Origin of the sequence: Shewanella xiamenensis (assembly GCF_024971755.1) — a bacterium.
GTDB classification, from domain to species: Bacteria; Pseudomonadota; Gammaproteobacteria; order Enterobacterales; family Shewanellaceae; genus Shewanella; species Shewanella xiamenensis.
Genome location: NZ_CP079718.1, coordinates 4193449 through 4218739, shown reverse-complemented (window position 1 = coordinate 4218739; position 25291 = coordinate 4193449). Strand labels below are relative to the sequence as shown.

Genomic DNA, 25291 nt, shown 5'->3' with positions numbered 1-25291 from the left:
CTGTACATTCCTTAGTTTTTTACTGGAGTTGCTGTCGACTTTTTACTGGCAATAATATTGGCTGCAGTGCCAGTAGTATCCAGCCAGAAGTCCATTTCTTGGTACTTTACAAATAAATCAGGCGGCAAAATGCTACGTCGTGATTTAAACTCCACTTTCTTTTTCACTGTATGCAAATCTTTTACACCCAGTTGTTGGTCGAACTCACTTTCTTTGTAATCAACATCATTAAAATCATGTTCAAATAATGGCTCGTCAATAAATTTATATATTAATTCAACAGTGCGCGCAGGATGCTGAGTCAGTAGATCATAGTCCACTAAAAGTAAGTGATCAGAAAACTCACCATAGTATGCTTCCTTTAGTGCTGTCCAAGCGCCCCCCACTACACCACCGGCTCCGATTAACGACTCACAGCGGCTATATACTGTTTGGCGAGTTGCTGCATTAAACATTCGGCTATAGTCAAAAGGATTTTTACGATAGATCTTTTCAAAACTATCCATAATCCAGGCTGGATTACGTACACAACAAATCACTTTAAAATCATCAACCAGCTCCACCAATTGATGTATACGAGCAGTCCATTGACGGTTGGTGTCAAAAATCACCGGATGAGACTTATCTGAGTAGTAAGCTTCAATTAATGCTTTGCAAATAGTTTTGCGTTTATGTTCATCAAAAAATGAATAGAACTCGCCACCTGCCCCCATTTGTTCAAGAGCACCATTAACTAAGCCCGCGACAGGACTACTCATAGACGCATGGAATCGCGGGTTTTGTCTTAATATACCCGCAAGCAGTGTTGACCCTGAGCGTGGTAATCCTGAAATAAAATGTAATTGAGTGGCCATTCAATCCCTTGCTCTCTAAAATCATTATTTATAGAAATGTCAAAAGAACCGACTATGAAACTTAACTATAATCTGGATAAAAAATTCATGTGGATAAATGGGTCTCTTACCCACACAATCTAGGACAGTTATCCAAAATTGTATTTAATTCTCGGTATAATTATTTCGACCTACCTATTTTTAGCTGCAAACATAACCAGAAATAAACAAAATAGCTACCAAATGAGGGTGGTGCAAAACAAATGAGAAACATTTTAAACATATTTTTTCTGCGGAACATATTCACTACTGTTTGTTGGACAAATAGCAACCACACAGTACCTCACATGTTTGACTGGAAGAAGATTGATACTGTACTGCTCGATATGGATGGCACCCTGCTCGATTTGCACTTTGATAACCATTTTTGGCAGAGTCTGGTGCCGCAGGAGCTGAGCAAGCCGCGGGGATTAAGCCGGAGCTAGGCGCAACAACTTGTGGAAGAAGCCTACGTCAGAGTTGCGGGTCCCTTAGATTGGTATTACCTCGATTATGAGCAAAAACAAGTTTCCGGTTAGACCAAAGAAAATGACGTTCAATCTTAAATAAACGGCATTACCCGAAGGCTTCCTCTTGATCACAAACCCTCGTGGTTAAGAGACTGCTAAATGAAGGGGACTGAGGTGGCAGAGCGGTTTCATTTGATTGATAAAAAGTATTTAGAAAAACTCAAAATGCCTAACAGGCTGCGGTAGGTGAACCAAATTTACGCACCTTGTTGCTCTTATTTGTCCACTTAGCTCAGCGTTAACCCGAAAATGTCCCAAAGCATGCTGCGTAACGCTTTTAAATCTACAGGTTACGTTAATGCCAAAAAGGTGAGTCATGGTGATTAGGAGACGACCGTCCGCCCCATGGCCGCTCTTTGGCATCCATGCCACCGCGGTATTGGTGAATCCATTCACATCAGACGGGACAGCCCTACATCCTCGGATGGACTTGAACAACATCTGTGTTTAAAGTCCAGTTCGCCATCCATGGTTCTCGTTCATAATCTCAGAAAACCTAGGTTTCTATTCACCGTGTTGGTGAGTAAACATCATGGCAAGCTTGTATGAGTGGGTATCAGCAACCTACCGTTCCATTTTCTCGAATGTTTAGACCGTGATTTCGCGTTATTCTTTTGCAAATTTCCTTGTTATTCTGCCACCATCAGCATTGCCACAGTTTCACCCTGTCATTTTGGGAGCCAAAAGATAGCGAGTGCACAGGCTAATGCCTTATGAGTTAGGAGCATAAAATGAAAGTTTTAGGTCAGTTTTCTGCTAAACCTGCGATGGATGGCGACGGGGTGAATATTCGCCGTGTGGCGGACTTTATCACTACCCATTTTGACCCGTTTTTGATGATGGATGAGATTAAATCCGATGATAAACAGGATTTTATTGGTGGCTTTCCACCGCATCCGCACCGTGGGATGGAGACCTTTACCTATATCCGTAAGGGCGGATTTGAGCATAGAGATCAAATGGGTAACGTCAAAGCGATTCGTGCTGGCGATGTGCAGTGGATGAGCACCGGCTATGGGGTGGTGCATTCTGAAATGCCGCTGGCCGATGCACTCAATGGTCTGCATGGCTTCCAAATTTGGGTCAATATGCCCGCGAAAGATAAACTGCGCCCCGCGACGTATCAGGATACGGCTTCAATCCCAAGCGTTGAAACCACTAATGACACAGGCGCAACCCTTAAAGCCTTGGCGGGTGATTGGGCTTTTGCGGGTAAGAGCGCCATCAGTGCTACCATCCAAGGATTAGCGGGCGAAGCGGCGATTGCCGACTTGATGATTAACGCCAATGGTGAAGCGCTGCTCGATTTATCCAAGCATGAGTTTGCCGCCCTCTATATTTACCAAGGTGGCTTGAGTAAGGGCGAAGGCTCACAGTGGTCATTCAATCAAGGCCAGTTTTTAGTGCTCGATAGCCAAACGCCATTGCAGCTTAAGGCCGATGAACGCGGTGCGAGCATGTTACTGTTTGTGGGTAAACCGATTCGCGAAAAAATTGTGCAGATGGGCCCCTTTGTGATGAACACCCAAGCGGAAATTCAGCAGGCGATTCGCGATTATCAAGAAGGGCGTTTTGGCCAAATCGCTTAATCTGTTAAGTCTGCCGTGCTGATCAAAACCAAAGCCCTGTATCCTTGCAGGGCTTTTTTATTGCAGTTTACGCAGGCGATTTCGATTGTTTAAGGACTTGAGTTTAAGGACTTGAGGTAAAAGCTGCCCGTTGTTGCTACAATAGCGGTACTTTTGGGTTGAGCGAGCGCAGAATTGAATTCTTGCCCTACGTAAACCTGAATCTTGATAAACCCGTTTAATCGATAAGTAACACAATTTTAGTAACCTAGCAGCCGCTTCGTTACCCACCACAGGATATTCGCCTTGAGCAATTCAGATACTAAGCCTACTCCATCACTGGCTTTCTCGACCCTTAAGCTAAAAACCGAACTGCTTGAGAACCTTTCTTCTATGGGCTACAACGAGATGACGCCCATTCAGGCGCAAAGCTTGCCAGCCATTTTAGCGGGTGAGGATGTTATAGGTCAGGGTAAAACGGGGTCAGGTAAAACGGCGGCCTTTGGTCTAGGTTTACTAAATAAATTAGACGTTAAGCGTTTTCGCATTCAAACCTTAGTGCTATGCCCAACCCGCGAGTTAGCCGACCAAGTGGCGCAGGAGATCCGTACTCTGGCCCGCGGTATACACAACGTGAAAGTATTAACTCTGTGTGGTGGTGTGCCAATGGGGCCACAAATTGGCTCTTTAGAGCATGGTGCCCATATTATTGTGGGAACACCGGGGCGGATTGTCGATCACTTAGACCGCAATCGTTTAGATTTAAGTCATCTGAATATGTTAGTGCTTGATGAAGCTGATCGCATGCTCGAAATGGGGTTCCAACCACAGCTCGATGCGATTATTGAACAGTCACCACGCGAGCGCCAAACGCTGCTGTTTAGTGCAACATTCCCTGAGCAAATTCAATCGATTGCTAAACAAATCATGTATAACCCTGTGATGGTTAAGGCCGCGGTTACCCATGAAAAAAATACCATCGAACAGCATTTTTATCAGTTAGATGACGATAAGTCGCGCATGCAAGCGCTGCAATTATTACTGTTAGAACATAAGCCAGAAAGCGCCGTGGTGTTTTGTAATACCAAACGTGAAACGCAAAAAGTGGCCGACGAACTCGAGGATTTAGGCTTTAGTGTTTTGGCCTTGCACGGCGATTTAGAACAGCGTGATAGGGACGAAACCCTGCTGCAATTTGCTAACAAGAGCGCATGCGTGCTGGTGGCTACCGACGTGGCCGCCCGTGGTTTAGATATTGATGCGCTAGATGCCGTATTTAACTACCATGTGGCCTACGATACCGAAGTGCACATTCACCGTATCGGCCGTACTGGCCGTGCGGGCAGTAAAGGCGCTGCTTATACCTTTTATAACGATCAAGACGGTTACAAGATTGCCTTACTAGAAGAGTACTTAGATCGAGAAATTACCAGTGAATCACTGCCATCATTAAGCTTGCTTGGCAGTGCGCCCAATGCGCCAACCATGATCACTCTGCAAATCGATGGCGGTAAAAAAGAGAAACTTCGCCCTGGTGATATTCTTGGCGCCCTGACGGGTGATAATGGCATTGAGGGTACGCAGGTGGGTAAAATCCTCGTGACCGACTACCGCGCTTATGTGGCGGTAAACCGTAAAGTGGCTAACAAGGCACTGAGCAAGATCACCAGCGGCCGCATTAAGGGTAAGTCTTACCGCGCGTGGTTGATGAAATAAACTGCTATTAAGTGAACAAAAAGCGAAGCCAAATGGCTTCGCTTTTTACTTTTTATAGTTCATAAATGTGAGTTCTGAATACTATTTTCAATCAATGTCTTGGCATATTATAAATACAAATTAAAAGTGATTAATTGAATGGTTTTATAAGTCTTTCATTCTGTAAATTTAATAATTTTCTTTGCTTTATAAATAAGCTGATTTTCAGCTGATGATAAAATATTTTGTATTATGGAAATAATAAATGGCAAATAATGCTTACCTAATTAACTCTGAGTTAATGAGTGGTTGTATCGAAACTTTAATCGAAAAAGCAGAACCTTACGATGTTGTTGCTACTGGTAGTAATCAAATTCCTGCGGCTTGGTTTTTTTGTTTTGAGGCAGCGGATCTCCAACCTGCTGAATACAATTACACCAGTGATGAAGATGAGCCCGGTGTATTTAAATTTATGGCTCCTTGTACAACCAAAGAAAGAGCCTTAGCAAATATTATTGCTAGCAAGCACTTGTTTGTTGAGTTTTGTGGACATGAAGCAATCGCAGAAGAATATTGGGCCAAAGCCGTTAGTGATCTACAAGACTTAAAATATCCCTACCTTTCAATGCATCCTTTAGAGGTATTTTTCTTAAATGATCCGGATGAGGACGCCATTACCTTTAATCAATGTTTTACCCGAACGGCGGAATCATTTTCAGGTATTGCTGAACTCTCCTTTTATGATAAAAATTTAGTGCCATACGGTTTAGTTGAATTATATGCTAACCCTTATTTGAGTGACAGATACAGGTGTCGAAATTCCTCCTCTTTGGATATGGGGATTAAAGGTGTCGATACCTCTTCTTGGGTGCCAATGCCTGAGACTCCGGCGACTAAAGAGACTCAAGCTCCTATGCCTTTGCAGCGTGAAAAGCCATGGTGGAAATTTTGGTAACTTAGTCTCAGCTAGTTTCTGGGGAAAAGCGAAGCCAAATGGCTTCGCTTTTTGTTTTTTGCGCATCTAACTTGATAGTGCCTTGTCATAATCCGAGTGCTTGGTCGTAACTAGCGACACTTGCCATTACTGCATCGGTGTCGATGCAGAGTATGATTGCTAAATGAGGGAAAGGCTGATTTACTTTTTATTCAATCACATAGTTACTGACATCTTTTCGCCATGGGGTGATGAGGGCTGAGCTGCAATAAATCCCAGCGGTTGCCATAGAGATCTTCAAATACGGCTACAGTGCCGTAATCTTGCACTTGTGGATCGCGAATAAAGTGAATGCCTATTGACCGCATATGCTCATAATCGCGCCAAAAATCATCGGTATTTAAGAATAAAAACACCCGTCCTCCGGCTTGATTACCGATAAATGATTCCTGCTCAGGTTTGGAGGCTTTGGCTAATAGTAGGGCGGTACCATGGGAATTAGGCGGCGCAACCACAACCCAGCGTTTATCTTGCTCGGGTTGATAACTGTCTTCAATCAATTCAAATTTGAGTTTATTAACATAAAAATCAATCGCCTCATCGTAGTCTCTTACTACGAGTGCGATATGGACAATAGTCTGTTTCATCTTTGTTCCTTGATGTTGAGCCCAATCGTATAAGCTATGGTAGCAAGCTGGTCGGGTAATGTATCGATATGCGTACAAAGGATTTAATGAAAGAAAAACAGTTCAATGAGTTGCACTATATTCCTCAGGGCCGCATAGGCTTAGCTTGCAGTGCGGTTTAGCCAGCTTATGCAAAATAAGGGGATTAGACGTACTTTTTGTTACCTAAAAAATCAGTCAAATGGTTACCCAAATATCCCTAAACCCCACACTTTCTAACAAACTGTTGTAATATGTAGCGCAAAATAACGATTAAAAATGTGAATTAAATGGGCATGCATATTCATTGGCTTCTTATATTAATACTGAGCATTCTTCCCGGTACCGTTGCCGCATCAGATATTGCTAGTAGCGTGAATGGCGGCGCAAATCGCTTCGATGACGGAGGTGATTTTGAGCTGGGTATGAGTGTTTATGGGGTCAATCAAGTTGATGTCCGACAAGCAGAAGGCGGTACTGCGCAGCTGTCACTGTTGGTCAGTGGCATGTATCAGTATAAAGGGTTGTTTATTGAGATGATTCACCAATCTCAGGATGGTGTGAATCTTGGAGTTAATCTTTGGAGTTCTGAGGATTGGTCCTTAGAACTGTTACTGGCGAACTTACAGGGGTCATGGGCTCGTCCGTCAGATGTGGACCCCAGCACGCTCGATGAAGCGGGTCGCAATGCTTATTTACTCTCAGAGGATTCTCTCTACATTGGCGCAGGGTTTCGTGCCACGCGTTATTGGGGTGATAACTACGTTTTTCAGTACAGATTAGTGTCTGATTATTATGATGATCAAGGTATTCAGAGTACTGCCAGATTGGGTAAATCTTGGCAGGTTCGTAACTGGAATTTTCACGTATTGGGGAGCGTTGGCTATTCTTCTGCCACCTTAAATCGCTATCTTTTTGGTATCAGTAAAGAAGAGGCTACTGAGCAATTTCCCGAATATCGTCCGAGTAGTTCTTTTAGCTATGGTATGGAGCTAGGCGTTGCCTATCCTATCAGTGAGAATGTTGTCTTTCGAGCTATGTATCGCTTCAACCTGTTGTCCCAAGAGGTAACCGACAGTCCCTTTAATCAAGCTAGCTATGCATCGTACTTTAATGCCTCTATCAGCTATGTGTTTTAGGGAGAAAGCATGAAGCGATTCTTTCTATGGCTTGTGTTACTGAATGCGCCTTTTTTTGCTTGGAGTCAGGACGATTCGGTGATGTTTACTGCCACTCCCGAGCGTTGTATTGCACTACATAAAGGGCAAACCTGCTATCAAGATGTCTTATTTCGCTGGCAGACACCCGCGAGTGGCGAGTATTGCCTTATCCTCACGGATCGCCAGCAACAGCTAACCTGCTGGAGTGGTAACAGGTTGCAGGAATACCAATATAGTTTTGAAGGGGATAAAACGGCGACTTTCACTCTGATCCGCAATGATGACGTGCAAGCGCTCGCTCAAGTCAAAGTGGTGGTCACATGGGTTTATAAGGCCCCTAAGCAGAGCCAGTCAGGTTGGAGGTTATTCTAATATGTCAGCTGAAAAGCACATTTTAGTGGTTGAAGACGATATCTCGCTGGCAGAGTGGATCAGTGATTATTTACTGGATCATGGCTATGGGGTAACGGTCGCCAGCCAAGGTGATTTTGCCTTAGAGATGATTGCTGAAGAAACACCGGACTTAGTATTACTCGATGTGATGATGCCCGTTAAGAATGGTTTCGATGTGTGTAAGGAGGCGAGGGCATTTTACTCTGGGCCGATTTTATTTATGACGGCGTGTATTGAGGACGGCGATGAGATCCGCGGGTTAGATGCCGGGGCTGATGATTATCTCACTAAACCGATCCGGCCGCAGGTGTTGTTAGCGCGGATAAAAGCCCTATTACGTCGCGTGGGGGATGAAGAACAAAAACAACAGTTAGTGTTTGATTCTATGTTGCTTAATGCAACGGCAAAAACGGTCACTATTGATAAGCAGCTGCTGGATTTAAACGCTAATGAGTTCGATGTATTGTGGCTGCTGGCACTCAAGGCGGGCACGATTGTCAGTCGCAATGAGTTAGTCGCTGAGTTGCGAGGCTTTGAATACGATGGCTTGGATCGTTCGGTGGATATTCGTATATCCCGTTTACGCAAAAAATTGCAGGAAGCTTCAAGCCTGCCCTACAAAGTGAAAACCATCCGTGGCAAGGGATACCTTTTTTGCCGCGACGAGGCTGAGCTGGAGTGATGAAGAAATTAATCACTTCTCTGGTATTGGTCGTGTTGGTTTCTATTGCAAGCTTAGGATGGTCGATAAGTGAGTTTGCCAGCTTTTTGGATCCTGATAATGACACGCAAATCCCAGCCACTCAGCTCGCAGCATTAAAGCTGCTAGGCGGCACGTTGGCTAAAACCCTAGATGAAGACAGTGCCAGTCAGCATCGCGTCATAGAAAATTGGAACCAGCTAAATTCAGAGCAACTGTCTTTAGTGAGTGAAGCCGATTTCGTCTTACCCTCAGCCCTTAAAGCAGAGTTTTATGCGGGAAAATCACTTCTGCTCGAGTCCGATGACGGCATCTCCTTGCATTATTTACTGCCTAAAACAGGGCAAGTATTGAACATCAATACCGATATTGTTACGCCGACGGATGTCAGCTTTGACTTGAATAAGCTATACACCATGCTTTTTTATGGTGGTTTGGTGGTGATTTTGTTGGTGTGGGTATCTCCTTTAATCCGTCAGCTAGTTAATCTTAGTAAAGTGACTCAAGCGTTTGGCATGGGGGATTTACAACAGCGAATTCCAGTCCAAAAAACCTCTTATATAGGCAATATTGAAAACGAATTCAACCGCATGGCTGATCGCATTCAGCAGTTGATTGATGACAACAAATTGCTCAGTCGAGCCGTTTCTCACGATTTAAAAACCCCGATTGCGCGGCTCAGATTCGGTATTGAGGCATTGGAAGAAACCCAAAGCGAGCAGCTTAGAGTCAAGTATTTCCAGCGCTTGAACCGCGATTTGGACACGATGGAAGACTTGGTGATGACATTGCTGAGTTATGCCCGTCTCGATGAGGCGAATATCGAGCCCGATTGGCAGTCGATTGAGCTAAATACGTGGTTGCTTGCCACATACCAAGGCCAAGAATACCCCGGTTTTTCGGTTGAATTGGTTACCTATTGCACACCACTTGTTGTCAAAACAGATCCTAACTACTTGTCCATGCAGGTTAATAATTTACTCAGTAATGCACTGCGTTTTGGTAAATCGACGATCCGGCTGAGCTTGGATGTAGAGCAGGGCGCAACTTGGTTACATGTTGAAGATGATGGTCCGGGGATTGATGAACATGAGTCTTTGCAAGTGATTAAACCTTTTGTGCGTGGTCAGCATAGCCGTGGTAATGCAGGTCATGGTATGGGGTTAGCGATTGTCGTTAGAATTGGCTGTTGGATGGGCACGCCATTAAGCATTGGGCGCTCTGCTAAGCTTGGTGGTGCTCGCATGTCATTAACGTTTACGCTTTAGGATCGATGCCTTAGCAGGGTGTGCGTATGGGGGCATAGGGGATAATGGGGATTAAAGTGCACCAGCATGAGCTGATGCACTTTGGATGGGCAATTAACTGTTTACATCGACATTATTCAGTATGTAATCCGTTTCGTAGATACGTGAACGGGGATTTTCAGGCTTGCTTTGTAAACCTGTGACTTCGACCATGACAGAGGTCTCCTGATTCATTGTCGATGTTCCCCACAGGATATCCTTACTCGCGGTTGCACCTACACCAAACTGGCCTACGGCGTCACGATCTGTTTGCTCGTGAGTAAACGTGAAGTAGCGATAACCCGCTTGCTTACATAACTCTGCCGACTTACGCATAACGTATTTACGAGCTAATGCACGGTCAGTGTTGGTATTGCCAACAAAGCTTATCTGCCAGCCATCGGGCGCTATTTGCACGGTTTCAAATCCCTTACCGAAAGACCAAAATTGCTTTTCAGTATCATAGGAAGTGGCACAAGCTGAAAGCATCAGAGCTAATCCTGCGCATAAAAACGTTTTATTAATAGATATCATGATCTTGTCTCGTCAGATTACTTAGAAGCTATAGCTCACACCTAAGGTTGCCGCCCACTGATTACTGCTATCAATGAGTGGCGAGTCAGCCATATTGGTACCTAAGTACGAATAACCTGTAGCCTGGGTAATGTCTAAATGCTTAGTGATTGGAATAACTAAGCTGTAACCCAGTTTATAGGCGAAGGTACCGTCTGCCTGATATGCAGGGCGCTGCGCGGTTGCTTCGGATGAGTTAACACCTGTGTAGTAGTTGGCAAAGTCTTTACTAAAGTAATGTACACCGGCATAAGGCACGAGATCCCCAAAGCCAAGATTAATGGGATGGTAATAGGTGATATCAGCCTGAAAACCATTATAAACATTTGTCACATCGTGTTGGAATTTGGTTGAGAGTGTACCTACACCTAAATGAATGTCGGCGTTTAGCCCTACATCACCGCTGAATTTGCGATCCTTCATGCCAGTTAAAATATCGGCATCATCGGCATCAAACCCTGGGTTAGCAACCGCAAATACGCTGAAATTGATAGCACTATCATTTGTTCCTAAAAAGCGATAGTTAATTCCGGACAGATCGGCGTTGAAGTCTTCACCGTGGTAGCCTCCATTGAGGTAGGCACCCGTTTGGTGATCTTGTCCTTTGTAAAACTTGCTGCCAGTTGCGACACCAACTCCTGCAAAAAACTGATTTTGATGGCTATAAACATTACCGTTACGAATGTAAGTATTGCTTTCTGCAAAAGCATGGCTAGACATCAAAACACTTGTGATAACAAAGCAAAGTTTCTTCATTTTCTATCCTTAAAATTTCTGTCGAGTGGTAGTGCGAGCACTATATTTCAGTTCTTAAAAGGACTTTGTATCCGAATGTAACCTAGGATTGGGGATTGCGTTGAGGGTGTGGCTTGGGAGGTTAATGACGCAGCGTCAGTGAGAGAGGAATAAGGTTTCAATTAAGCTATATCCAGATAGGTACAGCGAGAAAAGGAATGCATAACGGCTTAGAGTTTATTGCTATTAAATCAATGGCATCAGGTGTATTTACTTGATGCCATCGTTCCATTATTTAACCCGCTTATCGACTAAGGGCAAGGTAATCTAAATTGATCGGATAGTTGGTTTAGTCGTACGAGTAACTCGGGCGATAGGCTGACTTTTAAGCTGTCGATATTCTCTTTTAGCTGGTATAAATCTGTGGCACCAATAATGTTTGAGCCAACAAATTTACGTGAATTAACAAAGGCTAGCGCCATTTGCGCGGGGGATAGATTAAACTCGCGGGCTAAGTCTACGTAGGCCGCTGTGGCATCGAGTGCCATTTGCGAACCAGTATAACGGGCGAAGCGTTTAAACAGGGTTAAGCGCGCACCTTCTGGCCATTGGTTATTGCAATATTTGCCGCTCAGGGCACCAAAGGCCAAGGGCGAGTAGGCCAGCAGTGGCAACTCTTCGCGGTGGCTGATTTCACTCATGCCTACCTCAAAGCTGCGGTTGAGTAGGTTATAGGGGTTTTGCACTGTCACAATGCGCGGCAGGCCGTGTTTTTCCGCCAGTTGCAGATACTTCATCAGTCCCCAAGGGGTCTCGTTCGACACGCCGATATAGCGCACTTTGCCTTGGCGAATGACTTCGGCGAGGGCTTCAAGGGTTTCGAGGATTGGCGTTTGCTGCTCAATCTCTTGCTCGTCGTAAAATAATTCCCCGAAGAAGTTGGTATTGCGGTCAGGCCAATGCACTTGGTAGAGATCGATAGTATCGATTTGCAGGCGTTCGAGTGAGGCATCGACCGCTTGGTGAATGTTGTTCCAGTCTAGCGCCATATTCTTGCGAATATAGTCACTCTTGCCACCCGGTGCGGCAATCTTAGTGGCGATCACTAAGTCATCACGATTGCCACGGGCCTTGATATATTGACCCAAAATGCGCTCGGTTTCGCCTTGGGTTTCCGGCTTTGGCGGCACAGGGTACATTTCCGCAGTATCAATAAAGTTGATGCCACTGCCTATGGCGTAGTCTAGCTGTGCAAAGGCCTCGGCTTGGGTATTTTGCTCGCCCCAAGTCATGGTGCCTAAACAGATTTTGCTCACCTCGAGATTAGAATGCGGTATGCGTCTGTATTCCATCTATTTCTCCTACGGAAACTATCTTAGTTCGAGGCTATCAAGCTTTTGCTGTAAAGCAAAGGTTAATGCGGCGCTAAGAATGTTAGTGGGTTAAAAATAACCAATGCCTTGTGGGGATTTTGCTAGGTTTATTGCGACATATTGTGCACTAACTCGCCACTGACTCTGGGTTTTGTGCCTTTGCCCCGATTCGGGGTCTAAGAGGGGGATTTTTGTCTGTTTTTAGGTGGTTAAGTTATTTCTAAAACAGTTATGACGTAATTATTAATTATTTGTTATAAAACTACATTTGAAGTTTTTGTTCAGAATATGACTCGATCTTCATCACAAAATAATGCAATTTTACGTATATTACTTACGAAATTGCGGCGGAATGTGACGCCACTATCGGATTATCTGTTAACAAACATCTACCCTAAATTTATCTAAAAATTTTCATGGTTGATATTTGTGATGGCAGATTTTTCAAACCAAGTTATAACGATCAAAAAAGGCCTCGACTTGCCGATTTCGGGTGAGCCTAGGCCGATCATCGAACCCGGTAATAGGCCATCCCAAGTGGCCCTGTTGGGGGAGGAGTATGTTGGCTTAAAACCGACGATGTTGGTGGAAGTCGGCGATAAGGTCAAAAAAGGCCAACCTTTGTTTGAAGATAAAAAAACAAAAGGCGTACTGTTTACCGCTCCCGCCAGTGGCGAGATTGTGGCGATTAACCGTGGCGAGCGTCGAGTCTTACAATCCGTGGTGATCCGCTGCAATGGCTTAGACGCCGATGAGCAGATCCGTTTCGATATCCACACCGATTTACAGACACTTTCTGCCGAGGTGGTTCAGGCGCAATTGGTTAACAGTGGTCTGTGGACTGCGCTGCGTACCCGTCCTTTCTCCCGTGTTCCCGCGTTAGATAGCAAACCCGCAGGTATTTTCGTGACGGCTATGGATACCAATCCACTCGCCGCCGATCCTAGGTTGATTATTGCCGAGCAGCGCGATGCCTTTAAGGCAGGCTTAGCGGTACTGAGTCATTTAACTGAGGGCAAGGTTTACCTTTGCCAAGATAAGGGCGAAGCCTTAGTCGGTACTGATTTACCAAAGGTTGAAGTGCGCCGTTTTGCTGGCGTGCATCCAGCCGGATTAGCCGGAACTCATATTCACTTTACCTTGCCCGTGAGCATTGAGCGTCAGGTATGGCACATCGGCTATCAAGATGTGATCGCCTACGGCAAGCTGTTCCAAACGGGTGAACTTTATACCGACCGCGTGGTGGCTTTAGGTGGTCCAAGTGTGCTTAATCCACGTTTACTGCGCACTCAGTTAGGGGCAGAGCTGAGCGCCTTAGTGGCCGATGAGATTAAACCCGGTAATAACCGTGTGGTGTCAGGCTCAGTGTTATCGGGCCATACCGCCCAAGGCGTACATGACTTTTTAGGCCGCTTCCACAACCAGGTATCGGTTCTTGCCGAAGATGCGCAGCACCAAGTATTGCCTTGGGTGCGTGGCGGTTCGGACAAATTCTCTATCACCCGTGCGGTAACCTCCCGTTTATTTGGCCTGACTAAATCCTTCGAATTTACCACCCATCAGGGCGGCTCTCAGCGCGCCATGATGGCCTTTGGTCAGCTCGATCGCGTAATGCCATTAGATATTTTACCCACTCTGCTAGTGCGTGACTTAGTGGTGCGAGATACCGATGAGGCGCAGGCGTTAGGCGCATTGGAGTTAGATGAAGAAGATTTGGCCCTGTGTACCTTTGTGTGCCCTGGCAAGTATGACTTCGGTAAAGAGCTACGTGCTTGTCTAGATGTTATCGAGAGGGAAGGTTAATGACGACACAACCTAAAAAACCTGATTTACAGGACGACTACTACGCCACGGGTAAATCGATGAAGGGCTTTGTGCGCTCATTGGTGATCGCCAGTGGTCGCAGCACTAAGGGACAAGTGCACGTACGTGACGCCATTGACGTAAAACGTACCATGACCTTAGTGGGCCTTTGTTTATTGCCTGCCATTTTATTTGGCTTATATAACGTAGGCTTACAGGCACAGCTCGCACTAGCAAGCGGCTTAACGACGCCAGAAACCTGGAAACTCGCGCTGTTTAACGCTCTAAGCGGTGGCTTAAGTGCCGAGACGGGCGTGATTGGTTTATTCCTCTACGGCTTAAGTTTTTATCTGCCGATTTACTTAACGGCATTGCTGACAGGCCTGTTTTGGGAAGTGGTGTTTGCCAAGGTGCGTCGCCAAGAGCTGCACGAAGGCTTCTTCGTCACAGCCTTGTTATTTACGCTGATTTTACCTGTTTCGATTCCGCTTTGGCTGGTGGTAATGGGGATTAGCTTTGGGGTGGTAATTGCCAAAGAGCTGTTTGGTGGCATGGGATATAACTTCCTTAACCCCGCATTAGCTGGCTTGGCCTTTATCTATTTTGCCTATCCCTCAGAAGTCACGACCGTTAAGCAACTGGTTGCCGTGGATGGTTTTTCTGGCGCGACAGCCCTAGCGCAAGCCGCTGCCGGTAAGCTGCAATTTGCCGATTACGCTTGGTACAGTGCCTTTAGCGATCCTAACTGGTGGAATAATTTCTTCGGTTTTACCGTGGGCGCGATTGGTGAAACCAGCACGCTCGCTGTGCTGCTCGGTGGGCTATTACTGCTTATCACCCGTTTAGCCGACTGGCGTATTGTGGTGGGTGTGATGCTGGGCATGATTGCCACTGCAACCTTGTTCAATGTGATCGGTTCAAGCACTAACCAGATGATGGCAATGCCTTGGACATGGCATTTAGTCACTGGTGGTTTTGCTATCGCGATGATGTTTATGGCGACCGATCCAGTCACGACCTCTTATACCCGCCAAGGCAAGTTTGCCTACGGAGCGCTGATTGGTTTTATGACAATCCTTATCCGTGTGGCTAACCCCAAAATGCCAGAAGGCGTGATGTTAGCCATCCTGTTCGCCAACCTGTGGGCGCCGCTGTTCGATTATCTGGTGGCCCGTGCCAACATCAAACGGAGAGTAAAACGTCATGGTATTTAAGAAAGATACTGTGGTGGGGACCATGATCTTCACCATCACGCTCTGCCTTTTGTGCTCCTTTATGATCACCGGTACCGCAGGCGTGTTGAAAGAGCGTAAGCTCGCAAAAAAACGCGATGAGTTACAACGTTATGTGTTGATGGCGGCCGATGTGAATATTGGCCAAGGTAATGAGTTTAGAGAGATTTTTGCTAAATCCGTTAAGCCATTATTGATTAATCTTGACACAGGCAAAGTGGACTCTGATGCCAATGTACTCGACTTTGACGAGCGCATGGCGGCGATTAACCCTGAAACCTCAAGCGCCCCTAAAAAGGATATCGCCAAAATCAAGACCCGCGCCAACGATGCCCGCGTGTTTAAGGTGTTCGATGATAGCGGCAAATTAACCAGCGTCGTAGTGCCTTTCTACGGTAAAGGGCTATGGTCGATGATCTACGGTTACGTGGCCGTCGAGCCTGACTTTAATACTATTAAAGGCATGGTGGTTTACGAGCACGGTGAAACCCCAGGTATCGGTGACTTTGTGACTGACCCACATTGGTTATCCCTGTGGAAGGGTAAACAACTCTTTGATGAAAAAGGCAAGTTTGCGATGCGCCTCGTGAAAGGCGGCGCCAAAGAGGGTGATATCCACGGTGTTGATGCTGTGAGTGGCGCGACCATGACAGGCCGTGGCGTACAGCGCGCAATGGAGTTTTGGTTTGGCGTCGAGGGTTTCCAAACCTTCTTCAACCAATTAAAGGCATCGGCTGAGCAAGGTGAGTTGGGAGGTGCAAAATGAGCAACAGTTTATCCATGCGGGACATGCTAGCAGGCCCTGTATTTGCCAATAACCCAGTGGCGATGCAAGTGCTGGGCGTATGTTCGGCGCTGGCGGTGAGTAACTCCATGCAGACGGCCGTGGTGATGACACTGGCGGTGACCTTCGTACTGGTGTTCTCTAACCTTATCATCTCCGCCATTCGCAACTTTATCCCTAACAGTGTGCGGATTATTGCCCAGATGACGGTGATTGCTTCCTTGGTGATTATTGTCGACATGGTATTGCAGGATGTGGCTTATGAGCTTTCTAAGCAACTGTCTGTATTCGTTGGGTTAATTATCACTAACTGTATCATCATGGGCCGCGCAGAAGCCTTTGCGATGAAGTATCCACCGCACTTAGCTGTGGTCGATGCCGTGGGTAACGCGGCGGGTTATGGCTTGGTGCTGATCAGTGTGGCCTTTGTGCGTGAGCTATTAGGCACGGGCAATCTGTTTGGCCATAGCGTGTTGATTACGGTTGAAAACGGCGGCTGGTACTTACCTAACGAGATGTTTAAGTTGCCCCCAAGCGCCTTCTTCCTGATTGGCCTGCTGATCTGGACCATTAACGTGATCCAGCGTAAACGCGGTTAAGGAGCGGATATGGAACACTATATTAATCTGTTTATACAGGCCACTTTCTTAGACAACATGGCGCTGTCGTTCTTCCTCGGTATGTGTACCTTTTTAGCCGTGTCTAAAAAGGTGTCGACCGCTTTCGGCTTAGGCGTTGCGGTTATCGTGGTGATGACCTTAGCCGTGCCCTTAAACCAACTGATCTATGCGAAGGTACTAGCACCGGGCGCATTGGCTTGGGCGGGCATGCCTGGCATCGACTTAAGTTACCTGCAACTGATCACCTTTATTGGTGTGATTGCGGCCTTAGTGCAAATCCTTGAAATGTTTTTAGATAAATACATTCCAAGCCTGTATGACTCCCTCGGGATCTTCCTGCCACTGCTCACCGTAAACTGCGCGATTTTTGCCGGGGTGATTTTTATGGCTAACCGTGATTACAACTTTGCCGAATCGGCGGTGTTTGCCATGGGTTCGGGCACAGGTTGGGCGTTGGCGATTGTGATGCTGGCAGGGCTGCGTGAGCGGATGAAGTTCCATGCGATTCCCGAAGGCTTACAGGGGATTGGTATCACCTTTATTACCACAGGGTTGATGGCACTTGGCTTTATGTCTTTCTCGGGGATCTCGCTGTAGCGCGTGGCTGAGAAAGTGAAACCGCATTCTGTTTAGAAAAAGGGTTATCGAATGGAAATGGCAATAGGCATAGGCATGTTCACCCTAGTGGTGTGCCTACTGGTGATAGTAATCCTTATCGCCAAAAAGAAATTAGTGACTACCGGTGAGATCACTATCGGGATTAACGACGACGCCGAGAAAAGCATTAAAGTTGCCGCAGGCGACAAACTGCTTGGCGCCTTGGCGAGTAAGAATATTTTTATTCCCTCAGCCTGTGGCGGCGGCGGTACCTGCGGCCAGTGCCGAGTGAAAGTCAAATCGGGCGGTGGTGATATTCTGCCAACAGAACAAGGGCATATCACTAAAAAAGAAGCCAAAGAAGGCTGTCGTCTCGCCTGCCAAGTGGCGGTGAAGACCGATATGGAACTTGAGCTAGAAGAAGAAATCTTTGGCGTGAAGAAGTGGCAATGTGAGGTGATCTCAAACGATAACAAGGCCACCTTTATCAAAGAGTTACTGCTAAAACTGCCCGAAGGTGAAGACGTGCGCTTTAAGGCGGGTGGCTATATCCAAATTGAAGCGCCTGCCCATGTGGTGAAATACGCCGACTTTGATATTCCGGCTAAGTACCGCGACGATTGGGAAAAATACGGTCTGTTCGACTTAGTCTCCACCGTTAATGAAGATGTGCTGCGCGCCTATTCAATGGCGAACTATCCCGATGAAAAGGGCCGCATTATGCTTAACGTGCGGATTGCCACGCCACCATCGGCCAATGTGCCACCGGGTAAGATGTCTTCTTATATCTTTAACCTCAAGGCGGGGGATAAGGTGACTATTTCTGGCCCATTCGGTGAGTTCTTTGTGAAGGATACCGATGCAGAAATGGTATTTATCGGCGGTGGTGCGGGCATGGCACCGATGCGCTCACATATTTTCGATCAGCTAAAGAGTAAAAAGACCAAGCGTAAGATGAGTTTTTGGTACGGTGCCCGTTCGACCCGTGAGGTGTTTTACCAACACGATTTCGATGCATTAGCGGCTGAGAATGACAACTTTCTTTGGCATGTGGCGCTGTCGGAGCCGTTACCAGAGGATAACTGGACGGGTTACACTGGCTTTATCCATAATGTGATTTACGAAAATTACCTTAAACATCATAAGGCACCAGAGGATTGCGAGTACTACATGTGTGGCCCTCCAATCATGAACTCCTCGGTGATCCGTATGCTTGAAAGCCTAGGGGTCGAGCCTGAAAATATCCTGCTCGATGACTTTGGTGATTAAGCGGTAAGTGGTAAGTGGAATAGAAAATCGCGTTAGGCAGAGCTAGTATAGCTGTGTCTAACGCGATTTTTGTTTATAGGGCTTTTAGTTGGCTTTGATATCTAGCTAAAGGATTTACCGCCATGGCGGCTTAAATAGCTCACCATACGCTGACTTTCAGTGGTATAGCATCCCATGCGAAACTCTCCTTGCCAGTAAGCAATATCGAGCGGACGATACCCCAGCGCATTTGGATGATTCACATCGGCACCTGCATCCACTAATAGTTTGAGCAGTTCAAAAGACTGTAGCTCACAGGCATGCAACAGTGCCGTCATCCCATTCTTATCAACGCCTTCAAGATCAGCGCCATTAGCAATAATGCGCTTAACCGCAAGTGTATCCTTGGCTTTAACTGCATGGATAAGTTCAGTGTTCATAGGGATATTTAACCTGATCCTGTGAAGCAAATTTAAAGGAGATCAATCAGAAACGCCCAAGTGAAGCAATACAACTCCTTTCCTGCCCTCGATAGCAAAATCAACCCATTCCATCTCGTACCATTCATCCGTTATCAATGAAACAGCTAAAACCCTTTTAACCTCTACCAACGCATCAAGTTGATCACTTATCTGTTTGATAAATTCGTCTCTAAAGCTTTTTATGGACATTGAAAAGGCGTTATCGACATCCTTAAGAGAAGCAAAAGCTGAGCCGCAACCGCCCTGTGTTGTAGGTAGGAGATAGAAAAAAAGCCAATCATGAAGTGCTGCATTGATCTCACTACGCCAGTCTATGACTTCACTAAAGCTAACCGTGGCATCCTTATAAAAACCCTTAAGATAATTTTCCGTTGCAATCTCTAATGGTTTTGATGCATCAATTTTAATGATTTCAAACGTATAGCCGTGATTCGCTTTATTGTTTACATAGGATAGCCCTGTGAGTATCCCGTTTAACGTACCCAATTTATAGTCAAAGTTATCCATTTCAGTTACTACACGCCTTAGCCATTGAAAACGGCAACCAATAATTCTATCTGCCATTTTAAATCAACAACATAATCTGCTTTCGGTTTCCCCTCAAGCGAATAGTGATTGAGATTGCTTTAAAGACGTGGCAAAAGTGGCTGTTAACATTAGTCAATGTGAATAGGCTCGCCATGGCATTGACTCACCGACACGCAGCAAGTCCTATCCTTGGATGCTCGACCGCCCCGTCCATGGGGCGGACGGTCGTCTCGCTAATCACCGTGGCTCACCTGTTTAACATCGGTGTCGCCTGTTTATTTTAAAGCAGATATGTTGCTCGTTTGGGGACAGAACTGTGCTGGAACAGATGCTCTAATTGGTATGTTTCAGATTAATATTTGTATGGGGTAGCGCTACAATAAGCGTCTGTAATACGCGGGCTAAAATAGGATATAGGCGACAAAGCCTGTGTGTTAGCTTACTTGTTAACTTCTACCATTTCAATAATTTGACGTACACATAATGGAAAATAAATCTGTCTAAAGCTCTCAGGATCTTTTCTCAAAGATAATAAATCATTGGTGAGCGTTTCGGTTGTTTTTAAAGACTGCTTATACGATTCTCTAATCTCAACTATTTGTTGTTCTGACATTACAATAGACTTAGATTTCGCGATTGCAACCGACCTATTGATTACGTCATTAATTACTTCTTCCTCTTGTTTATTAAAGAGAAACCTATCGAGTATAGCTTGCCAACTGACCATGCAATTCATTTCTGCATGTACTTGCATTTCGTTTTTCAGAGGATTAATGTTTTCAGTCAGGTTCGCTGCACTTGGCGAACTTATATTACTGCCAAAATATTTTGGAGTATTTATATGACAGACTTTGTCCCAAGAAATACAAGAGTTTCCACAAGGCTGCCCTTTAATACAATTTTTTGCGTTTGCATTGAAGGAAAACACAAGTGTAGCAATCATCAAAAACCTAAGTATCACAAAACTGCCCTTAGTTAAGCCAACATCTAGTATTAAGTCAAACTATCCATTTTAAATCAAAAACATAAGCTAATTTCTTCAGTTTTAAAGTACAAGAAATTAATTTTTCTGTTGGAATTTAAAACAAAAGGTCCGCTAAGTTGGGGGAACTGTGAATCGCCACAGATTTCCTATGCACTCTGTAGGAACAGTAAAATTAAGTCAATATTGCAATGCCTAAGTTAGCCTAAGATCACATCTCTAATGCGTTTTGGGGCAATAGCTTTTTAGCTAAATGAACAATAAAAGGGCTCGTTAGGGATGGAATTGTTGCACCAGTGACCGTTGGCAAACAATTTAACAAGCCACCCATTGTTAAATTTTCTAAAAGTGATGTTAGGCATCATTCGGTGTAGTGCATTGCGAGCAGACCGCGCGAAAGCTAGCAGAAGTTCACCTCCTTTGGAAGCGATAGCAATTTATCCAAAATTTAACATTCCTACTGTGATAAGCTGGCCGCTTTCTAATCAGGCAGTATTTGCTAATTAAGTTAAGGATAACCCATGCGTTTGAGTGTTATCGGCTCCCTGCTATCGGGGTTGTTATTATTCCCAAGTGCCAATAGTGTTGGCGAGTCGCTTGAAGCTGCGATTATGTCGGAAAGCGCGCAAGGCGGTCAGTCTGTTAAGCTTGAAAGCCAAACCGCATCCTCTGTCTCAAAGACTGCGGAGATTAAGAGCTTAATCCAAGCCGCGATCAAGGATTCGCCGCAGCCATTGAGTGGCAGTGTTATCCTGCTTGAGCGGGGCAAGCCGCTGTTTGAATTGCAAAAGGGTGAAGGTATTAGTAAAGATTCGCGCTTTGTGATGGCATCGCTCTCTAAACAAATCACTGCAACCTTGATATTACAGGCGGTTGATGCGGGGAAACTCGATTTAACTCAAACGCTTAATCATTACCTTTTTAGTGATGCGAAGGGAGATAACAAGGCATTAAAAGCCGTTGTGGCGGGCACAAATTCAAGTGCAAACGCTTTAAATCCCGGTCGATATGATGAGCGGATTACGCTGCATCAACTGCTGACGCATGCATCGGGTGTCGATAAACTGGGTAAGACCAATCGATTCGAGCCTGGTAGCCAATTTGAATACTCCAACTTTGGTTATTCACTGCTTGGGCAAGTGCTTGAGAAGGTTAATCACCAATCCTTTGCCGAGCAAGTGGCGCAGTTTGCAACGCGATACCAGCTTAATGGTTTGAGTGCAGAGCTGGGTAGTCTTGCGGCTATTCACAGCAAAGTGCCTTCACTCGCCGTTGGTTTACAGGAAAGCGAAGTGATTGCACCTGCTGAGCTGGTAATTGATGAAGCGTTATTGCCCGCTGGTGGATTAATTGCCTCGGCGGCCACTTATGCCGACTTTCAGCAGCAATTACATGCTGGCAAGTTGTTGAGTCCTGAGAGTTATCAGCGGATGACCACTGCGTATATCGAGTTGCCATTTTTGTGGCCGAATATGCGTTATGGTTATGGAATAAGGATCAATAAGGACGATGGCCTCGTCGAATACAGTCATACGGGTTATTTAACCGGTTATATGTCGATGACGCTGCATTATCCTGAATTTAATTTGGATTTGGTGATGCTGGAAAATCTATCGCTAAATCTTAATGATCGCGCTCGAGTATTTGAACTGCATAATCAGATCCGCCAAATTATTCGTAGTCAGTTGCTGCTTGCTAAAGCATCTAATGTTTAAGCCTCTGATGTTTAAGCCTCTGATGTTTAAGCCTTAGCTTTCGCCATTATGTTGGCGAATAGACGGCTAAGTCTGCTGATGCGCGGTTAGGCTTAAACTCGAAAGTATAAAGCCCCAAAGTAGGGGCTTTATACTGGGTCTAGTTGGTTACTAATGTGCTAACTGTTACCAAAAGCGCTTTCTTAGCGCAGTTTCGATTTCAATCTCTACTCTAAAGTATTGCAAAATTGTCCAAACAGAATCGACTAAGGCTTCGGTAAGTGCGGGATTATCATCTCCGATAACCTTGTTGATTTCATCAACCATTTCATCGAGATAGTCCTGAACTCCTTCTTCAAATTCGGCCTTTGTCGCTTGATTGCGGAAAAAGCTAAAGTTGTCGAGCTTTTCAATCAATAGTTCAACCTGTTCTTTAACCGAGTTTAACTGTTGAGCCGTGATGCTTGGATCGCTGGCTATCGGCTTAAAGAAATGCAGCACTTTGTTTTTGAGATCAAATAGCGTCGGAATTTGGCTTCTATCCACCGCCGCATCACTGACCTCTAATCTGGCTTTATGAGTATGTGCAGGTTTTGGTGCCTCCACATGGGTTGTGCCACATTCAAGCGTAAGCGATGCGACTTCTGGCTTCGCTACGTGATGGTCGATAACTGTGAGTGCTGGTGGTATTTCACGCCCTAGCTTCTGTAATAGCCGACGTTGGAAATAACTTTGTGGCTGGGCTTTGCTCAGGGCTTGCTCAAGTTGTGACTCACTGTAGGGGACGATTTGCAGTAGTACTTCGAAAATCTCTTTATATTCCTGCTCCATAGTCACGCTCAGCGGGCTATTACCGACACTATTAGTTACGGTTAAGTCAGCGCCATATTGCTGTAACAGTCTTAAGATCCGCACCGCCGTTGACTCAAAGCGAGGAAACTCAATAGAACTGCCGCCCATCACGGCGCAAAGGGCGGGGGTGGTGTCTTCGGCATTGATGGCATTGGGGATGGCGCCATGTTCGAGTAACACTTCAACGCAGGATTGTGCGCCGTAATAGCAGGCACACATCAGTGGTGTAAATTGTTCATCTACTGAGTATTCTTCAATTTTTGCTCCGTGGCGTAGTAATAGTTCCACAGTATTACGCCGCATCGGGCCAGTGATTTGATCCCACCAGTAGGTCGAAATCGCCTTGTGCAGAATAGGCGAATTATCATGGCCGCAATGGGTAAAAATATCCCCGCCTTGGTTAATCAGCCATTCAAGTACTTGGGTTCGACAGGCGATGGCCGCAGCGGACACGTAGTTAGTGTTGTAGATATTGGTAAGGCTTAAATCGAGTCCCTTGGTGAGCAGATATTCCATCACTTGGATAAGTGTGGCTTGATCTTCCTTACCCGAACCACGTTGGCAGATAGTCAGCAAGCTTGGTTCATCCACTGCACCAAATTTTTTATTGATATCCATACCATATTTTATGAAGAGGTCGAGAAACTCCGGCAGAAAGGTTTTCTTCTCGACCATTGGATAAACCAATAGTCGCAAGTTCGACCAGGCCAACATTTCGTAGGGTTTACCCGCATTCATAAATACAGAATTGGGATCCGCGCCATATTTGAGCAACAGCTCTAGTGCTTGATAGATATATTCCCGTTGATTCACATCGGTAAATTGGGCGTTATTAATAAATTGGTTGAGCACGGGGGAATGGTCGGCGTCAGGCGGTGTCATCCTATAGATGCGATTGATATCGACGGTCGCCTTAATCAATTTTTCGATAATTCTGAGGTCAAATTCTGAGGTCAATGCCGCGTAGAGCAAACTTTTAGCGTGGGAGTCGGCTTTGATCTGCGGATAATGATCTAGCAGATATTCAGTGTATTGTTGTGATTTAGCATAGACACAGAGTTCGAGTAAATTGGCGTCGTCCCAAAAGCTGCTATCGTTGGCCATAATATAACGGGACTTTTTAAACTCAGGATAGCGTTTTACTAATGGCGCGAAGGCTTCAACTCCCCAATAGTCGCTGGAAAAAATAATCTCTTCAATCAGGCTTAATTGGCCAATGTCCAAATAAAGATCTTTATTAATGATATGTAAAAAGACATCTTTACTGCGCTCAGCATAAAGGATTTCTAAGGGATGATTTAACTCGCCATTGGTCCAAAAACTCACTGAATGATTGATATCCAGCCCCAGTTCAAGCAAGTGATCGAGCATGATAATCCGCTGACTGTCTTGGTAGATATACTGAGGATTTGGATGAAATAAGTAGTTTAACCAGCAGTTATTAAATTGATTTTGATAGTAAAGATTAGCACCAGCCTTGAGGTAGAGCTTTACCAACTCAGGATTATTAAACTCAATTGCTGCGTGCAGGGCACTAAAGCCATTGCATTCAATTTGTGCGCCCTTGTTGATTAAATAATCTACCAGTTCGAGGTCGGACTCTGGGCTGCGGGAGAGGGGGACTAACACATTACAGGGGGAAATATCGGGATCAATAAAATTAATATCACCGCCATTGGCGAGGTACTTATTAATTTTTTGAATTTTCTTGGCTGTAGACAGCTCGTTATTAACACATATTTCCCGCAGGGTGAGATTATTATCACCAAAAATCCAATTTAGCATGGGCTTCCCTATTTAATGCTTTAACAATAATGCAGCAAAATCATTTCAAATAAACATCATTTAACTGAATGATTTTATGTGTATTTTAATATGGTTAGCCACTAAAACTCTATGCTAATAAGGAGAATTAAAGACTGATTTTAGTTGAATAAGTGATTAACTGTGTTGGTTGGCATTGATTGCCGCTTATTATCAGGCAG

At 45.2% G+C, this 25291-nt stretch carries 23 protein-coding genes and 1 pseudogene; 15 read left to right on the top strand and 9 right to left on the bottom strand.

The genetic code is table 11. The annotated features are described in order from the left end of the window. Positions 1-11: 11 nt before the first annotated feature. The gene (locus KXJ80_RS19655; protein ID WP_218737352.1) at positions 12-854 is read right to left on the bottom strand and encodes a sulfotransferase; all 843 of its coding nucleotides are present in this window, start codon (positions 852-854) and stop codon (positions 12-14) included. Positions 855-1180: 326 nt separating this feature from the next. Between KXJ80_RS19655 and KXJ80_RS19650 the strand changes: the two are divergent. The 4 genes and pseudogenes from KXJ80_RS19650 to KXJ80_RS19635 all read left to right on the top strand — a co-directional run. Beyond that, a pseudogene (locus KXJ80_RS19650) lies at positions 1181-1402 on the top strand (HAD family hydrolase); the annotation flags it as partial. Positions 1403-2133: 731 nt separating this feature from the next. Further along, positions 2134-2991: a pirin family protein gene (locus KXJ80_RS19645; RefSeq protein ID WP_218737351.1), complete on the top strand. Its 858-nt coding sequence runs from the start codon at positions 2134-2136 to the stop codon at positions 2989-2991. 285 nt (positions 2992-3276) lie between these two features. Continuing rightward, entirely contained in the window at positions 3277-4686 is a 1410-nt protein-coding gene (gene dbpA / locus KXJ80_RS19640; protein WP_218737350.1) for an ATP-dependent RNA helicase DbpA, read from the top strand. 244 nt (positions 4687-4930) lie between these two features. Beyond that, entirely contained in the window at positions 4931-5620 is a 690-nt protein-coding gene (locus KXJ80_RS19635; protein WP_218737349.1) for a hypothetical protein, read from the top strand. A 203-nt stretch (positions 5621-5823) separates the two neighbouring features. Here KXJ80_RS19635 and KXJ80_RS19630 read toward each other — a convergent pair whose 3' ends face one another. Then, positions 5824-6246: a VOC family protein gene (locus tag KXJ80_RS19630; protein WP_037414649.1), complete on the bottom strand. Its 423-nt coding sequence runs from the start codon at positions 6244-6246 to the stop codon at positions 5824-5826. Positions 6247-6554: 308 nt separating this feature from the next. Between KXJ80_RS19630 and KXJ80_RS19625 the strand changes: the two genes are divergently transcribed. Genes KXJ80_RS19625 through KXJ80_RS19610 form a run of 4 tightly spaced genes read left to right on the top strand, consistent with a single transcriptional unit; the run spans position 6555 to position 9785 of the window. Beyond that, positions 6555-7403, top strand: coding sequence for a MipA/OmpV family protein (locus tag KXJ80_RS19625; RefSeq protein ID WP_144346595.1), 849 nt, complete (start codon positions 6555-6557; stop codon positions 7401-7403). 9 nt (positions 7404-7412) lie between these two features. Then, positions 7413-7796 (top strand): DUF3019 domain-containing protein, encoded by a 384-nt coding sequence (locus KXJ80_RS19620; protein WP_144346596.1) that lies wholly within the window; start codon positions 7413-7415, stop codon positions 7794-7796. A gap of 1 nt (position 7797) precedes the next feature. After that, positions 7798-8499: a response regulator gene (locus KXJ80_RS19615; protein ID WP_144346597.1), complete on the top strand. Its 702-nt coding sequence runs from the start codon at positions 7798-7800 to the stop codon at positions 8497-8499. After that, positions 8499-9785, top strand: a complete 1287-nt coding sequence (locus KXJ80_RS19610) for an ATP-binding protein (RefSeq protein ID WP_218737348.1) — start codon at positions 8499-8501, stop codon at positions 9783-9785. Before KXJ80_RS19615 ends, KXJ80_RS19610 begins: the two co-directional genes overlap by 1 nt. A 93-nt stretch (positions 9786-9878) precedes the next feature. On the opposite strand, the gene KXJ80_RS19605 is transcribed toward KXJ80_RS19610, so the two are convergent. The 3 genes from KXJ80_RS19605 to KXJ80_RS19595 all read right to left on the bottom strand — a co-directional run bounded on the left by KXJ80_RS19605 (position 9879) and on the right by KXJ80_RS19595 (position 12463). After that, the gene (locus KXJ80_RS19605) at positions 9879-10337 is read right to left on the bottom strand and encodes a CC0125/CC1285 family lipoprotein (protein WP_172591034.1); all 459 of its coding nucleotides are present in this window, start codon (positions 10335-10337) and stop codon (positions 9879-9881) included. A 21-nt stretch (positions 10338-10358) separates the two neighbouring features. Beyond that, complete coding sequence (gene ompV, locus KXJ80_RS19600; RefSeq protein WP_218737347.1) at positions 10359-11132, bottom strand: outer membrane protein OmpV; 774 nt, start codon at positions 11130-11132, stop codon at positions 10359-10361. Positions 11133-11422: 290 nt separating this feature from the next. Then, a complete protein-coding gene (locus tag KXJ80_RS19595) occupies positions 11423-12463 on the bottom strand; it encodes an NADP(H)-dependent aldo-keto reductase (RefSeq protein ID WP_218737346.1) in 1041 nt (346 codons plus the stop codon). Positions 12464-12916: 453 nt separating this feature from the next. On the opposite strand from KXJ80_RS19595, the gene KXJ80_RS19590 reads away from it, so the two are divergent. From KXJ80_RS19590 to nqrF, 6 genes are read left to right on the top strand one after another with little or no spacing between them, the layout of a single operon-like run. Further along, positions 12917-14287, top strand: a complete 1371-nt coding sequence (locus tag KXJ80_RS19590) for a Na(+)-translocating NADH-quinone reductase subunit A (protein WP_259474498.1) — start codon at positions 12917-12919, stop codon at positions 14285-14287. Continuing rightward, positions 14287-15501, top strand: a complete 1215-nt coding sequence (locus KXJ80_RS19585; RefSeq protein WP_037429001.1) for an NADH:ubiquinone reductase (Na(+)-transporting) subunit B — start codon at positions 14287-14289, stop codon at positions 15499-15501. Before KXJ80_RS19590 ends, KXJ80_RS19585 begins: the two co-directional genes overlap by 1 nt. Further along, positions 15491-16285 (top strand): Na(+)-translocating NADH-quinone reductase subunit C, encoded by a 795-nt coding sequence (locus KXJ80_RS19580; RefSeq protein WP_047539897.1) that lies wholly within the window; start codon positions 15491-15493, stop codon positions 16283-16285. Before KXJ80_RS19585 ends, KXJ80_RS19580 begins: the two co-directional genes overlap by 11 nt. Beyond that, positions 16282-16902 (top strand): NADH:ubiquinone reductase (Na(+)-transporting) subunit D, encoded by a 621-nt coding sequence (locus KXJ80_RS19575; RefSeq protein ID WP_218737344.1) that lies wholly within the window; start codon positions 16282-16284, stop codon positions 16900-16902. Before KXJ80_RS19580 ends, KXJ80_RS19575 begins: the two co-directional genes overlap by 4 nt. Before the next feature lie 9 nt (positions 16903-16911). Beyond that, entirely contained in the window at positions 16912-17520 is a 609-nt protein-coding gene (gene nqrE / locus KXJ80_RS19570; protein ID WP_011071187.1) for an NADH:ubiquinone reductase (Na(+)-transporting) subunit E, read from the top strand. Positions 17521-17571: 51 nt separating this feature from the next. Next, entirely contained in the window at positions 17572-18789 is a 1218-nt protein-coding gene (nqrF, locus tag KXJ80_RS19565; RefSeq protein WP_218737343.1) for an NADH:ubiquinone reductase (Na(+)-transporting) subunit F, read from the top strand. A gap of 101 nt (positions 18790-18890) precedes the next feature. Here the strand turns inward: nqrF and KXJ80_RS19560 are convergent, their stop codons facing one another. From KXJ80_RS19560 to KXJ80_RS19550, 3 genes are all read right to left on the bottom strand, one after another. Continuing rightward, positions 18891-19208 (bottom strand): ankyrin repeat domain-containing protein, encoded by a 318-nt coding sequence (locus KXJ80_RS19560; protein WP_259474497.1) that lies wholly within the window; start codon positions 19206-19208, stop codon positions 18891-18893. A 42-nt stretch (positions 19209-19250) separates the two neighbouring features. Then, positions 19251-19814 carry a hypothetical protein gene (locus KXJ80_RS19555; RefSeq protein WP_218737342.1) on the bottom strand — a complete coding sequence of 188 codons (564 nt, stop codon included), beginning with the start codon at positions 19812-19814 and terminating at the stop codon, positions 19251-19253. 403 nt (positions 19815-20217) lie between these two features. After that, positions 20218-20721 (bottom strand): hypothetical protein, encoded by a 504-nt coding sequence (locus tag KXJ80_RS19550; protein ID WP_256930947.1) that lies wholly within the window; start codon positions 20719-20721, stop codon positions 20218-20220. Positions 20722-21281: 560 nt separating this feature from the next. On the opposite strand from KXJ80_RS19550, the gene KXJ80_RS19545 reads away from it, so the two are divergent. Continuing rightward, the gene (locus KXJ80_RS19545; RefSeq protein WP_218737340.1) at positions 21282-22475 is read left to right on the top strand and encodes a serine hydrolase domain-containing protein; all 1194 of its coding nucleotides are present in this window, start codon (positions 21282-21284) and stop codon (positions 22473-22475) included. A 165-nt stretch (positions 22476-22640) separates the two neighbouring features. Here KXJ80_RS19545 and KXJ80_RS19540 read toward each other — a convergent pair whose 3' ends face one another. Then, positions 22641-25091, bottom strand: coding sequence for an ankyrin repeat domain-containing protein (locus KXJ80_RS19540; RefSeq protein ID WP_218737339.1), 2451 nt, complete (start codon positions 25089-25091; stop codon positions 22641-22643). Between the last annotated feature and the right edge of the window lie 200 nt (positions 25092-25291).

Excerpts from the sequence above, each read along its gene's own strand:
- KXJ80_RS19655 (WP_218737352.1), bottom strand. The coding sequence starts at position 854 with ATGGCCACTCAATTACATTTTATTTCAGGATTACCACGCTCAGGGTCA.
- KXJ80_RS19645 (WP_218737351.1), top strand. The coding sequence starts at position 2,134 with ATGAAAGTTTTAGGTCAGTTTTCTGCTAAACCTGCGATGGATGGCGAC.
- KXJ80_RS19635 (WP_218737349.1), top strand. The coding sequence starts at position 4,931 with ATGGCAAATAATGCTTACCTAATTAACTCTGAGTTAATGAGTGGTTGT.
- KXJ80_RS19630 (WP_037414649.1), bottom strand. The coding sequence starts at position 6,246 with ATGAAACAGACTATTGTCCATATCGCACTCGTAGTAAGAGACTACGAT.
- KXJ80_RS19625 (WP_144346595.1), top strand. The coding sequence starts at position 6,555 with ATGGGCATGCATATTCATTGGCTTCTTATATTAATACTGAGCATTCTT.
- KXJ80_RS19620 (WP_144346596.1), top strand. The coding sequence starts at position 7,413 with ATGAAGCGATTCTTTCTATGGCTTGTGTTACTGAATGCGCCTTTTTTT.
- KXJ80_RS19615 (WP_144346597.1), top strand. The coding sequence starts at position 7,798 with ATGTCAGCTGAAAAGCACATTTTAGTGGTTGAAGACGATATCTCGCTG.
- KXJ80_RS19610 (WP_218737348.1), top strand. The coding sequence starts at position 8,499 with ATGAAGAAATTAATCACTTCTCTGGTATTGGTCGTGTTGGTTTCTATT.
- KXJ80_RS19605 (WP_172591034.1), bottom strand. The coding sequence starts at position 10,337 with ATGATATCTATTAATAAAACGTTTTTATGCGCAGGATTAGCTCTGATG.
- ompV (WP_218737347.1), bottom strand. The coding sequence starts at position 11,132 with ATGAAGAAACTTTGCTTTGTTATCACAAGTGTTTTGATGTCTAGCCAT.
- KXJ80_RS19595 (WP_218737346.1), bottom strand. The coding sequence starts at position 12,463 with ATGGAATACAGACGCATACCGCATTCTAATCTCGAGGTGAGCAAAATC.
- KXJ80_RS19590 (WP_259474498.1), top strand. The coding sequence starts at position 12,917 with ATGGCAGATTTTTCAAACCAAGTTATAACGATCAAAAAAGGCCTCGAC.
- KXJ80_RS19585 (WP_037429001.1), top strand. The coding sequence starts at position 14,287 with ATGACGACACAACCTAAAAAACCTGATTTACAGGACGACTACTACGCC.
- KXJ80_RS19580 (WP_047539897.1), top strand. The coding sequence starts at position 15,491 with ATGGTATTTAAGAAAGATACTGTGGTGGGGACCATGATCTTCACCATC.
- KXJ80_RS19575 (WP_218737344.1), top strand. The coding sequence starts at position 16,282 with ATGAGCAACAGTTTATCCATGCGGGACATGCTAGCAGGCCCTGTATTT.
- nqrE (WP_011071187.1), top strand. The coding sequence starts at position 16,912 with ATGGAACACTATATTAATCTGTTTATACAGGCCACTTTCTTAGACAAC.
- nqrF (WP_218737343.1), top strand. The coding sequence starts at position 17,572 with ATGGAAATGGCAATAGGCATAGGCATGTTCACCCTAGTGGTGTGCCTA.
- KXJ80_RS19560 (WP_259474497.1), bottom strand. The coding sequence starts at position 19,208 with ATGAACACTGAACTTATCCATGCAGTTAAAGCCAAGGATACACTTGCG.
- KXJ80_RS19555 (WP_218737342.1), bottom strand. The coding sequence starts at position 19,814 with ATGGCAGATAGAATTATTGGTTGCCGTTTTCAATGGCTAAGGCGTGTA.
- KXJ80_RS19550 (WP_256930947.1), bottom strand. The coding sequence starts at position 20,721 with ATGATTGCTACACTTGTGTTTTCCTTCAATGCAAACGCAAAAAATTGT.
- KXJ80_RS19545 (WP_218737340.1), top strand. The coding sequence starts at position 21,282 with ATGCGTTTGAGTGTTATCGGCTCCCTGCTATCGGGGTTGTTATTATTC.
- KXJ80_RS19540 (WP_218737339.1), bottom strand. The coding sequence starts at position 25,091 with ATGCTAAATTGGATTTTTGGTGATAATAATCTCACCCTGCGGGAAATA.